Here is a 12,228-nt window from a genome sequence, read left to right as displayed (position 1 = left end):
TGCCGCCCCAGGTCGGACTGTGCCCTTAACCAGGGGTTTAGCTCAAGAGAGGGTGATCAGACGGATGCGGCAGCGCGGCAATCCAGACACAGATTGCGTCCGGATTGTTCAGGTCGAGCAGGGTTCCGGACCAGTCCGGCACCTCCGTATCCGAGGCCACGGCGTCGATTCCCGGATCGTCGAGGAAGAGCGGTCGCTTGCGTGAACGCACCGAAACATCCGCACGCACCAGCTCGATTCGCATACCCTCCGTGCGGCCGAATCCCTCCACCAGCACGATATCGACCGGTGCCATCCGGGCCAGGAGCTCGGGAAGCAAGGGGCGATCGACCGGAGTCTCACGCATCAGCGCCCATCGTCGTTCGGACACCAGCAGCACCTCCTGCGCACCGGCGTCGCGATGCCGGCGGCTATCCTTGCCGGGCGGATCGATGTCGACCGAATGATGAGTGTGCTTGACGGTGGAGACGGTCAGCCCACGTGCACGCAGGCGTGGGAGCAGCGCTTCGATCAGCGTGGTCTTGCCACTGCCGGACCGGCCGACGATTCCGACGACGCGCCCGGACATCCGGCCTAGGGAACCGCCTGGCCGGAAGATGCCGTGGAACGGGCCTCGGGCTGACCGACATGACGCAGGCCGGTGACCAGGTAGTCCCAGCCGGTCACCAGCGTCAGCAACGCCGCGACCCACAGCATCAATGCGCCGATCAGTCCGACCGGTAGCCAGGCAATGCCGATCAGACGGGCGGTGCTGTCTCCCGCCAGCAGGACGCCCAACGCTCCCATCTGGAACGCGGTCTTCCATTTCGCGAGCCGGGTGACCGGCAGGCTGACGCGGCGGCCGGCAAGGTGCTCGCGCAGCCCGCTGACCAGGATCTCGCGGAGCAGGATCACGATTGCCGGGTAGAGGCCCCACAGCGGCAACCGGCCCAGTCCGGCCAGCACCATGAGCGAGGCGCCGATCAGCAGCTTGTCGGCGATCGGGTCCAGCATGCGCCCGAGATCGGAGAACTGGTGCCTCGCACGTGCGATGTGACCGTCCAGGTAGTCGGTGATGCCGGCCAGGATGAACAGCAGGCAGGCGATCAGGTCGGCCATCGGCCGATGCACCGCCACCAGCGCCACCAGCACCGGGATGGCGGCAATACGGGACAGGGTCAGGACGTTCGGCAGGTCGGTCAGCATCGGTCGGATCCGTTTCCTGGTTGAAGCCTAACGCAACCGGCGGCAGGTCGATACATCGATGCATGCGCGTGGCGCCCGATGTTCAGCTTTGGGAGTCGCGCCAGCCTGCATGAAAGTGCCCATAGATCGAGCGGGCGGTCTCCCGGCTGATCCCCGGGGCATTCTCGAGATCGTTGAGCCCGGCCTGTTTCACGCCGCGAGCCGAACCGAAATGGTTCAGTAGCGCACGCTTTCGGGCAGCGCCGATACCGGGGATCTCGTCCAGCTCGCTTTGCACGATCGCCTTGGAGCGCCCGGCACGATGGGTCGTGATCGCGAACCGGTGCGCCTCGTCGCGCAGGCGCTGGAGATAGTAGAGCACCGGGTCGCGCGGCGGCAGCTGGAACGGCGGCCCATCGCCGGTGTGGAACCACTCCCGGCCCGCATCGCGGTCGGGACCCTTGGCGATCGCCACCAGCTTGACGTCGTTCACGCCCAGGTCGTCCAACACCTGGCGCACCGCCGAGAACTGGCCGAGCCCGCCATCGATCAGCAGCAGGTCGGGCCAGTCCGGTCGCGATGGTGCCTCACCGGCCTCCTCCTGTTTTGCTGCCTGCTCGCGCAGGGCCCGGCCGAACCGCCGTTCCAGCACTTCGCGCATCATCGCGAAATCGTCGCCCGGCGTGATCGGTCCTCGAATCGAATACTTGCGATAAGCCTGCTTCGTGAAGCCTTCCGGTCCCGCAACGACCATCACGCCGTAGGCGTTGGTGCCCATGATATGGCTGTTGTCGTAGGTCTCGATCCGTTCCGGCAGGCCGGGTAGTCCGAACAGCGCCGCCACGCCTTCAAGGAGCTTCGCCTGGCCGGCTCCCTCGGCCAGCTTCCGCTCCAGCGCCTCGCGCGCGTTCGTGGCGGCGTGATCCACCACGGCACGCTTCTCGCCGCGCTGCGGCACCGCCAGCTCGACCTTGCGCTCTGCCTTCAAGGTCAGCGCCTCCTCGATCAGTTCCGGCTCCTGGACGCCCACGTTCAGGAGCAGCAGCGGCGGCGGCGGCTTGTCGTCGTAGAACTGGGCGATGAACGCCGACAGCACCTCGCCGGCCTCCTCGCCGCGCACGTTGGTTGGGAAGAAGGCACGATTGCCGTTGTTGCGGCCGCCTCGAATGAAGAACACCTGAACGCACGCCTGCCCGGCCGCCTGGTGGATGGCGATGATGTCGGCATCCTCGATGCTGGCCGGGTTCATGATCCCGCTGCCCTGGACGTGGGTCAGGCCGCGGATCCGGTCGCGCAAGGCGGCCGCCCTTTCGAATTCCATCGCCTCGGACGCGTGCTCCATCTCGACGGCGAGTTCCTTTTGCACGCTGCCGGCCTTGCCGGACAGGAAGCCGCGCGCCTGTGCCACGAGCCTGTCGTAGCTTTCCTTGTCGATCCGATCGACGCACGGAGCCGAGCAGCGCTTGATCTGGTGCAGCAGGCAGGGTCGCGTGCGCGTCGTGAACACGCTGTCGCTGCAGGAGCGCAGCAGGAACACTCGCTGCATCGCGGTGACGGTCTGGTTGACCGCCCAGGCGGACGCGAAAGGACCCCAGTAGCTGGCCCCCTTTCCCGGCTTGCCACGGTGCTTGGTGATCTGCGGAAAGGCATGCCCGTCGGTCATCATGAGCCACGGGTAGCTCTTGTCGTCGCGCAACAGGATGTTGTAGCGCGGCTTGAGCCGCTTGATGAGGTTGGCCTCGAGCAGCAGTGCCTCGGCCTCGGTGTGGGTGGTGACGATCTCCATCGAGACCGTCTCGCTTACCATCCGCCGCAGGCGTTCCGGCAGCCGGCCGATCTGGGTGTAGGAATAGACCCGCTTCCTGAGGCTGCGCGCCTTGCCGACGTAAAGCGCTTCGCCCTTCCCATCCAACATCCGGTAAACGCCCGGCGATAGCGGCATGGTCAGGAGCGCCCGCTCGATCGCCAGGACACCCGGAGGCACCTCCGACGGACGGGTCGGCATCGACTGCAAGGTAGGCGCCGCGTTGGCTGTCTTATTGCGGGCTGCGTGGTCAGGCTGGCCGATCGTATCCGTCTCCGTCATGCCGCCTCATCTAGTGCGGCGAGAGCCGGAAGCGTAGTTGCAAAGACCGCTTGCCCGAATTTTCCGCGATTTTTCAACGTCCTGATTTTCTCCACCGACGCTGTGGATAAGTCTGTGGGGCAATGCCGGACAGATCGCCGCCGGGCGCGGTAAAGCTGGCGTTCGATCAGATTGCCCAGATTGTAGGCATCCAGGCGAAGTCGTTGAATTTGTTGTATTCACCGGAATGGCGCCTGTCACGCCATTAACATACTGGCCCATTTCGTTGGAAATGCTCCGAGTCAATGGCCGAGGTGGACGAATCCACACCCTTGATGCAACACGACCCTTATGTTCGGTCATGTTTTGTTCAGTTTGACATGGAAAGCCGCATGAGGAAGCGGCTTTGTCGAAGTTGCCGAAACGGGCAGGGTTGCCCGCTCAAACCTTCACCGCCGGCGCAGCTTTAAAGGCCGGGTTCGTTCGGCGCGGCACTCTGAACGGGTCGAGCTTCCGCTTCGGCCCGGCGCATCAGGCGGAGGAAGTTACCGCTCCAGAAAGCCTCGATCTCGCTCCTCCCATAGCCGCGCCGAACCAGTTCGGCCGTCACGTTCGCGCTCTCGCCGGCATTGCTCCAATCGCGAAGGGCTCCACCGCCGTCGAAGTCGGAGCTGATGCCGACATGCGCCACCCCGATCCGGCGCACGACGTAGTCGATGTGGTCCACCAGCTCGGAAACGCCGACCTCGGCGATGGTGCCGCGCAGCCGCAGGAAGCTCGGCATCGCAGTAATCTGGATCAGCCCGCCGGTCTCGCGCAGCACGTCGAGCTGGCTATCGTCGAGATTGCGGCGATGGTCGCACAGGGCACGCACGCAGGAATGAGTGGCCACCACCGGCGTGCTGGAATGTTCTGCCGCCTGCAGCATGGACTGCCGGGACAGATGCGAGACATCGACCAGCATCCCGCATCGGTTCATCTCGGCCACCGCCTCGCGTCCGAACGCACTGAGGCCGCCATGCCTGGTCTCGTCGTCGCCGAGGTCCCGGCGCGGGATGGCACTGTCGGCAATGGCGTTGTGCCCGTTATGGGTGAGCGTGACGTAGCAGGCACCCCGCGCGCGGAAGGCAGCGACGACCGACAGGTCCTCGCCGAACGCGTAGGCATTCTCGATCGCCGGCACGATGGCGATCTGCCGGTCGCGGTGCGCCTGCTCGATCGCGTCGGCGGTGGTGCAGGCCCGCGTACCGATGCCTCCCTCGGCGGTAATGGCACCAATCCCGGCGATCCGGTCGAGCATGTCGAACGCCCGCGCAGTGGCAGCCGCGTGGGCCGCCCGGTCCAGCCTTCCCTGCCCGGTGTAGGCGGCAAAGCATCCGGCCCACAGGCCGCCCTGGCGCATCTTCACCAGGTCCACGCGCCGGTTCGGGCTCGACTCGAACGGGTCGTCGTCGCCTGGCCACGGAATGTCGATATGGCTGTCGAGGGTCAGGAGGGTCGAGTGCAGGTCGGTATCGTCGTTCATGGCGACAAACGCAGCGCCAAGGCGCGGTCTTTGGCAAGCCACCACGGCATCCGCCGAGCGCGTAATCGCGACCTTGCGCAGTGCGCCGGGATGCGCGACCTGACCGGCATGCGGATCGTTACCTGGAACATCAACTCACTGCGCCTGCGCCTGCCGCTGCTCGAGCGGCTGGTCGGCGAGCTATCGCCGGACGTCATCTGCCTGCAGGAGACCAAGGTCCCGGACGAGTTCTTCCCTGAGGACGCGCCTGCCCGCCTCGGCTACCCACATTATCTTCGCCGCGGTATGAAGTCGTACAACGGCGTCGCGATTTTTTCGCGTCTGCCGATCTCGGCGATCCCCGACGTACCGGACCGCGGTGCGCCGGACTGGTGCCTGAAGAACGACCGGCGCCACGTCTCGGCAGTCATCCACGCACCCAGCGGGCCGATCGAACTCCACGATTTCTATGTCCCGGCCGGCGGGGACATCCCCGATCCGGTCGAGAACCCGAAATATGCGCACAAGCTGGCGTTCGTGGAGGAAGCAACCCGGTATTTCGCGACGCACCGGCCACGCCGCTGCATCCTGGTCGGTGATCTCAACATCGCGCCGCTGGAACATGATGTGTGGAGCCACAAGCAGCTCAAGGACGTGGTGAGCCATACCCAACCGGAGATCGAGCGGATGAAGGCGTGGCTCGATACCGGTTTCGTCGACGCGATGCGCACATTCGTGGCCGCGGACCAGAAACTCTATACGTGGTGGTCGTACCGCAATCGCGACTGGAGGCTATCCAATCGTGGTCGGCGGCTCGACCATGTTTGGGTATCAGCCGACCTCGTGCCGAGCCTGCGCCAGTTGATCATTCACGAGAGTGCCCGGGACTGGCCCGGCCCCTCGGACCATGTGCCGGTGGCCATGGACCTGGAGCTGTAGCCAGCGTGGAGCGAACTCGCGGTCTCAGGCGGCGGCGGCCGTTCCACCCTCGGGATCGAGACGGTATCCGCCACCCTCGGTCACCAGCAGGCACGCGTTGGCGGGGTTGGGCTCGATCTTCTGGCGCAGGCGATAGATGTGGGTTTCCAGCGTGTGCGTCGTGACGGCGGCGTTGTAGCCCCAGACCTCGTTCAGCAGGACCTGGCGCGGCACCGGCCTGGTTCCGGCGCGATACAGGAACTTGAGGATCGCCGCCTCCTTTTCGGTCAGGCGGATCCGACGGTTGCGGGACATCTCCTGCAGCAGCTTGGCGGACGGGCGGAACGTGTAGGGCCCGATCGTGAAGACCGCGTCCTCGCTGTTCTCGAAGATCCGCATCTGCGCCCGCAGCCGCGCCAGCAGCTCGGCGATCCGGAACGGCTTAGCCACGTAGTCGTTTGCGCCGGCGTCCAGGCCACGCACGACATCGGCTTCCTCGTCCGAGCCGGTCAGCATGATGATCGGCATCCGACGGCCCTGGCGACGCTGATCGGCACAGAAGTCACGCCCGTCACCGTCCGGCAGCGTCACGTCCAGGATCAGCGCGTCGTATCGTGCCGAGGGCTCGTTGAGCAGGCTCGTCGCCTGCGCGATGGATTCGGCCTGCTCGACGGCAAACTCACCCTCGAGCTGAAGCTGTTCGACCAATGCCTCCCGAAGGGCCTGGTCATCGTCCACGATCAGAATTGGGCGTTCACCCGCCATTGAAAACCTTCTTCCCTGATCGGCAGCACGCTGCTTCGTGCTGTCCATGTCATGTCCCGACGCTCACACAACGCGACGGATCTCGTTTCGTGAGCACCGCAAAGTTGTTACTTTCACAACGCGGTGACATTGACCTCTGCACACGGGCATGGACGGCATCACAGGCACATTGTCGTGAACGATCTGGTCACTGCAAGGTAAATGTAACCGCAACAGTGGCGGCGACGGGAGCACGATATGCGGCATGCGGTCATCGATCAGGTCAACGGCACCCAGGCCCGCCTCCGGATCGGCTCGATCAGCGTGCCGGTATCGCTCGGCGCCGCGGGAATACGACGCGAAAAGCAGGAAGGCGACCACGCGACGCCGGCCGGACTGCTCATGCTACGTCGTGTGCTCTACCGGGCCGATCGTGGCTCGGCGCCGGTCTGTGCGGTGCCGCGGGAGGCTCTCGGCCCGGACGACGGCTGGTGCGACGATCCACGTCATCCAGATTACAACACGATGGTTGAGCTCCCCCATCCGGGGCGCCACGAGCGCCTGTGGCGGGACGACCCTCAGTACGACGTCATCGGCGTGCTGGGCTGGAACGACCAGCCGGTCGTTCGTGACCGTGGATCGGCGATATTCCTGCATGTCGCCCATCGCGACGGGCGTCCGACCGAGGGCTGCATCGCGACCGACCGGGCGTCCCTGATCACGGTGCTGGCCGACGGCCTTACCGCGATCGAGGTGCCCGGCTGAACTGATCCATCCGCCTCAGGCCGTAACGAACAGTTCAACTCGCGGGGCCCGGCCGGCAGGTGCCGGAGGGCATAAAAGCACCGTCATGTCGCCGGCGATCGCTTCCGCCTGAGCCACATCCTCGACCGACATCACGACGAGTCGTCCACCCTGCCGGACGATCATCAGCGGCAATGGAGCCGGCTGGCCGATGGAGACCGGGATCGCCGGCTCCGGTTCCGGCAGCTGGTCGAGCGAAGGGTCCAGTGCAGGCACCGCCTCGAAGCGCCAGCCCTCGCGATATAGCCGGTCGAGCGTCGGGAAATCCCAGCCTTCCTGCCCCAGCACCTTGCCGCGCGCGTCGCGGCTGAGGCCACGATACAGGTCGAGCTTGCCCGTCCCCGGACTGACCTGGAACGCCCGTTCCCGGCCAAGTTCCGGGGCCAGCCTTGCGCAGACCAGGCCGTTATAGATCGGGTCCGGGGTAGCCGCGATCAGGTAGTCGACCGGACTATCCTCCAGCCCGTGCAAGCCGTGCTGGGACAGGAGTTCGGCCTGCAGCACCGGCACCTGTTCCGCCCGTGCCGCCGCCAGCGCGCCGGGGAAGGTGTCCACCAGCAGCACCGGCACATCCAGGCGGTTCAGCACGCCAACCAGGTCGGTGGTCCATCCCGACGCACCGACCACCGCCAGGCCCGGGGAATTGCTCAAGGTCAGCTTCAGCCGTCGAGCCAGCGGCCGCAGGGTGAAGCCGTGCAGCACCATCGTCGCGGCGATCGTCGCGAACACCGCCGGCATCACCAACTCCGCCGTCGGGTAGCCGGCCTGTTGCAGCCGCAGTCCGGCCACGCCGGCAACCGCTGCCGCCACGATGCCGCGCGGCGCGATCCATGCTGCAAGCAGCCGCTCCGGGCCGGTCAGCGAACTGCGTGCGGTCGAGATCAGGATCGCCAACGGACGGACCACGAACAGCAATGTCACGGTCAGCCCGATGATCGGCCAGGACAGGCGCGCCAGCACGGCGCGATCCAGGTCCGCGGTCAGGATCACGAACAGTGCCGACACCATCAGCACCACCAGGCTCTCCTTGAACCGGCGAAGCTCGGAAATGCCGGGAACCTTGAGGTTGGCCAGCGCCATGCCGAACACCGTCGATGCCATCAGGCCGGCGCCCTCCATTCGGGCGTTGCAGCCGGCATAGACCATCAGCGCGGTCGTCAGCAGCACCGGCGTTTTCAGGATCTCCGGCATCTGGTCGCGCAGGAAGGCCCAGCGCACCAGCAGTGCCGGCAGGACACCGGCCACGATGGCGAGCCCGAGGCTGAGCAGCATGTTGGGCAGGATGCCGGTTAGGAACGCTCCCGGCCCGGCGCCGGTGCGCATCAGCAGCACCTCCAGCACCAGGGTGGCCAGGATCGCGCCGACAGGGTCGTTGAGGATGGCCTCCCAGCGCAGGAATGCCGCGGTCCGCCGCTGCAGCCTGGTGTGACGCAGCAGCGGCAGCACGACGGTCGGCCCGGTCACCACGGTGATCGCACCGAACAGGAATGCCGGCCCCCAGCCGAGTTGGCCGACGTAATGCGCGGCCAGCGTGCCAAGCGCCCAGTTGATCGGCAGGGCGAACGCCGTCAGGCGGAGTACGCCTTCGCCCGCTGCGCGCCATTCCCGGAAATCGAGCGCCAGGCCGCCTTCGAACACGATGATCGCGACGGCGAGCCCGACCATCGGCGACAGGAATCGCCCGAACGTGACGCTTGGATGGATGATGCCGAACACCGGGCCGACCAGCAGCCCGAGCGCGAACAGCAGGACAATCGCCGGAAGCTTCAGGCGCCAGGCGATCCACTGGGCCGCCACGCCGCCGACCAGCACGCACAGCACGCCGATCGCGATGCCTTCCTGCATGGATGAACCCTTTTGCACATGCCTGTCCGCTCGCAGGCAGGTGCATGCGAGATGGAGGCAGCTGTAAAAAGGCGGACCCTCGCGGGTGGTTGCCTCAGGCGGCGCGCATGAGCACCGCGGTGAAGAAGCCATCAGTCGAATGCTGGCGCGGCGTCAGCCGCAGGAACGGCTGGTCGGGCGACAGGGCAGAGGCTGAGATCGGCGCATCCAGGGTCGCCGGATCGTGCAGGTCGAGCATCGAGAACGAGGGATGGCGGGCCAGGAATGCCTCTATCTGGGCAGCGTTCTCCTCGCGCAGCACCGAACACGTCGCATACACGAGCCGTCCGCCCGGCCGGACCAGGCCAGCCGCCGCGTCCAGGATGCCGGACTGCTTGGCGGTGAGTTCGTCGAGATCGATCCGGGTCAGCCGTAGCCTGGCATCCGGGTTGCGGCGCCAGGTGCCGGTGCCGGTGCAGGGAGCGTCCACCAGCACGCGGTCGAAACTGGCGGCGCGGCGCTTTGCCCACTTGTCGCCCTGCACCAGCAGGTGCCGCTCCACGTTATGGACGCCGGCCCGGCGCAGCCTGCGCACGGCGCCATCGAGACGTGGCTCCGAGACGTCGCAGGCAACGATGTGGCCGCGATTGTCCATCGTCATCGCCAGTCCGAGGGTCTTGCCGCCGGCACCGGCGCAGTAGTCCAGCACCCGCATCTCCGGTCCGGCGCCGACCGCCTGGACCACGAGCTGGCTGCCCTCGTCCTGGATCTCGACGAGCCCGTCGCGGAATGCCTTGGTCGCCATCACCGGCTGGCGCGACGTGATGCGCAGGCCCCAGTCGGACAGGCGGGTGGGATGGGCCTCGATGCCTTCCTCCAGCAACGCGGCGGCTGCTTCTGCCCGCGTGGTGCGCAGCAGGTTGACCCGCAGGTCGAGCGTCGCGGGCGAGGTCAGCGCCGCGATCTCGGCAGCGGTCTGGTCGCCGAACTGTTCCTGCAGCAGCGGCAGCAGCCAGTCCGGAACCTCGAGGGCCACCGCCTCCGGCATCTCCGGATGGTCGAGTGTATGGCCTTCCAGGGCGCGCAGTACGCGGGCTTCATACGGCTCCAGCACGTCCGGCGCATAACGCCCGCCGGAGAAGGCGCGGGCCAGGCTCTCCACCGGACGGCCCTCGAGCACCAGCAGTGCGCCGACCAGCAGACGCGGCTGGGCCTCGCCGCCGGCGCGCTTCAGCCACCATTCCAGCCGGCGCCAGGCACGCAGCACCGCCCAGACCTGGGTCGACACGTCGCGCCGGTCGCCGCCGCCGATGTAGCGGCGCTCGCGAAAGAAGTTGTTGGCGACCGCATCCGCAGGACGCTTGGGCGTGGATTCCATCTGGAACAGCAGGTCGATGGCGGCGGCCAGGCGGGCGGTGGGGGTCATGATCATTCCAAGGGCAAGGCCAGGGCGCCGCCCTTAGAACCTAGGTTTCCAAAGGACGACTGTCCTCTGGCGGGGTCTTCGGGGGCGGACCCCTTAATCCTGGCGGTAGTTCGGAGCTTCCCGCGTGATCGCCACGTCGTGGACGTGGCTCTCGCGCAGTCCTGCGCCGGTGATCCGCCGGAACCGCGTCCGGGTCTGCAGGTCGGCGATATTGGCGCTGCCGGTATAGCCCATTCCAGCACGTAGCCCACCGACGAGCTGATGCACCACCGCCGCCATGCCGCCCTTGAACGCGACGCGGCCCTCGATGCCCTCAGGCACCATCTTGAGCGTGTCCTTGATGTCCTGCTGGAAATAGCGGTCCGCCGACCCGCGGGCCATTGCTCCGAGGCTGCCCATGCCGCGGTAGGCCTTGTAGGAGCGCCCCTGATACAGGAACACCTCGCCGGGTGCTTCCTCGGTGCCGGCAAGCAGGCTGCCGACCATCACCACGTCCGCTCCGGCGCCGATCGCCTTGACGATGTCGCCGGAGGTTCGCACGCCGCCGTCGGCGATCGCCGGGGTGTCATGCTCGTGGCAGGCGGCCGAGGTCTCCATGACCGCGCTGAACTGCGGCACGCCGACGCCGGCGACGACCCGTGTGGTACAGATGCTGCCCGGGCCGATGCCGATCTTGACCGCGTCGGCTCCGGCGTTGATCAGCGCGATCGCGGCTTCCGGGGTGGCGACGTTGCCAGCAATCACCTGCACGTCGTTCGAGAGTGCTTTCACGCGCTCGACCGCGGCCAGCACGCCGGCGGAATGGCCGTGTGCCGTGTCGATCACCAGCAGGTCGACGCCGGCCTCGATCAGCGCCTTGCCGCGCGCGAAGCCGTCCTCGCCGACGCCGGTTGCAGCCGCGCAGCGCAGTCGGCCCATCTCGTCCTTGTTGGCGAGCGGATGTGCCACCGCCTTGTCCATGTCCTTGACGGTGATGATGCCGATGCATCGCCCCTGCCCGTCCACCACCAGCAGCTTCTCGATGCGGTTCTTGTGCAGAAGCTGGCGGGCCTGGTCGGGCGTGGCGCCGTCGGTCACGGTGATCAGGTCGCTGCGGGTCATCATCTGCTCAACCCGCGCGTCCGGGTCGGTCGCGAACCGGACGTCGCGGTTGGTCAGGATGCCGACCAGGATACCGGTGCCGGGCTCGACCACCGGCAGGCCGCTGATCCGGTTATGCGCCATGATCGCCCGCACCTCGGCCAGGGTCTGGTGCGGATTGACGGTCACCGGATTGACCACCATGCCGCTCTCGAACCGCTTCACCCGGCGGACGTGCTCGGCCTGCTCCTCGATGCTCAGGTTCTTGTGGATGACGCCCATGCCGCCCTGCTGCGCCATGGCGATCGCCATCGCGTCCTCGGTGACCGTATCCATGGCGGCCGAGATCAGCGGGATGTTGAGGCCGATCCGGCGGGTCAGGCGGGTGCGGGTGTCGGTGGCGTTCGGCAGCACCTCGGAATAGCCGGGCACGACCAGCACGTCGTCGAAGGCGAGCGCCTCGCGGATACGATCGTCGAACGAATATCGGGCGGAGGCAGCAGCTTGGGCGGCATCCATGACGCGACTCTCCTGTCTGGGAGCGCCCGTATGGCGAGCCGATGGGATCCATCGACAGCTCGGCGGCAGCACCTCGGGTTCCCGACCTTTGGCGGGTCCCCCTACAACGACAGGCACGCCGGCGCAAGCATTCCGGCGATCCACAGACTTAAAACGAAGCCGGGAAGGGCTGGGAAGATC

At 66.8% G+C, this 12,228-nt stretch carries 10 protein-coding genes; 2 read left to right on the top strand and 8 right to left on the bottom strand.

Annotated elements, in window-relative coordinates:
- Nucleotides 1-37: 37 nt before the first annotated feature.
- From mobB to HN018_RS09575, 4 genes are all read right to left on the bottom strand, one after another.
- The gene (mobB, locus tag HN018_RS09590; RefSeq protein ID WP_171834059.1) at nt 38-568 is read right to left on the bottom strand and encodes a molybdopterin-guanine dinucleotide biosynthesis protein B; all 531 of its coding nucleotides are present in this window, start codon (nt 566-568) and stop codon (nt 38-40) included.
- A 5-nt stretch (nt 569-573) separates the two neighbouring features.
- Nucleotides 574-1,185, bottom strand: coding sequence for a CDP-diacylglycerol--glycerol-3-phosphate 3-phosphatidyltransferase (gene pgsA / locus HN018_RS09585; protein WP_171834060.1), 612 nt, complete (start codon nt 1,183-1,185; stop codon nt 574-576).
- Nucleotides 1,186-1,267: 82 nt separating this feature from the next.
- Nucleotides 1,268-3,169 (bottom strand): excinuclease ABC subunit UvrC, encoded by a 1,902-nt coding sequence (gene uvrC, locus HN018_RS09580; RefSeq protein WP_171834152.1) that lies wholly within the window; start codon nt 3,167-3,169, stop codon nt 1,268-1,270.
- Nucleotides 3,170-3,695: 526 nt separating this feature from the next.
- Complete coding sequence (locus HN018_RS09575) at nt 3,696-4,754, bottom strand: dipeptidase (RefSeq protein ID WP_171834061.1); 1,059 nt, start codon at nt 4,752-4,754, stop codon at nt 3,696-3,698.
- Nucleotides 4,755-4,862: 108 nt separating this feature from the next.
- Here HN018_RS09575 and HN018_RS09570 point away from each other — a divergent pair, with 108 nt between their 5' ends.
- A complete protein-coding gene (locus HN018_RS09570) occupies nt 4,863-5,672 on the top strand; it encodes an exodeoxyribonuclease III (RefSeq protein ID WP_171834153.1) in 810 nt (269 codons plus the stop codon).
- 24 nt (nt 5,673-5,696) lie between these two features.
- Here HN018_RS09570 and HN018_RS09565 read toward each other — a convergent pair whose 3' ends face one another.
- The gene (locus tag HN018_RS09565; protein WP_171834062.1) at nt 5,697-6,416 is read right to left on the bottom strand and encodes a response regulator transcription factor; all 720 of its coding nucleotides are present in this window, start codon (nt 6,414-6,416) and stop codon (nt 5,697-5,699) included.
- Nucleotides 6,417-6,653: 237 nt separating this feature from the next.
- On the opposite strand from HN018_RS09565, the gene HN018_RS09560 reads away from it, so the two are divergent.
- A complete protein-coding gene (locus HN018_RS09560; RefSeq protein ID WP_171834063.1) occupies nt 6,654-7,160 on the top strand; it encodes a L,D-transpeptidase family protein in 507 nt (168 codons plus the stop codon).
- 15 nt (nt 7,161-7,175) lie between these two features.
- Here HN018_RS09560 and HN018_RS09555 read toward each other — a convergent pair whose 3' ends face one another.
- From HN018_RS09555 to guaB, 3 genes are all read right to left on the bottom strand, one after another.
- A complete protein-coding gene (locus tag HN018_RS09555; protein WP_171834064.1) occupies nt 7,176-9,044 on the bottom strand; it encodes a cation:proton antiporter in 1,869 nt (622 codons plus the stop codon).
- A gap of 94 nt (nt 9,045-9,138) precedes the next feature.
- Nucleotides 9,139-10,449, bottom strand: coding sequence for an RsmB/NOP family class I SAM-dependent RNA methyltransferase (locus tag HN018_RS09550; protein WP_171834065.1), 1,311 nt, complete (start codon nt 10,447-10,449; stop codon nt 9,139-9,141).
- Nucleotides 10,450-10,542: 93 nt separating this feature from the next.
- Nucleotides 10,543-12,048, bottom strand: coding sequence for an IMP dehydrogenase (gene guaB / locus HN018_RS09545; RefSeq protein ID WP_171834066.1), 1,506 nt, complete (start codon nt 12,046-12,048; stop codon nt 10,543-10,545).
- Nucleotides 12,049-12,228: the final 180 nt, after the last annotated feature.

It is taken from the genome of Lichenicola cladoniae (genome assembly GCF_013201075.1).
Classification (GTDB): domain Bacteria; phylum Pseudomonadota; class Alphaproteobacteria; order Acetobacterales; family Acetobacteraceae; genus Lichenicola; species Lichenicola cladoniae.
The sequence above is the reverse complement of the archived record's forward strand: the minus strand, read 5'-3'. Positions and strand labels throughout refer to the sequence as shown.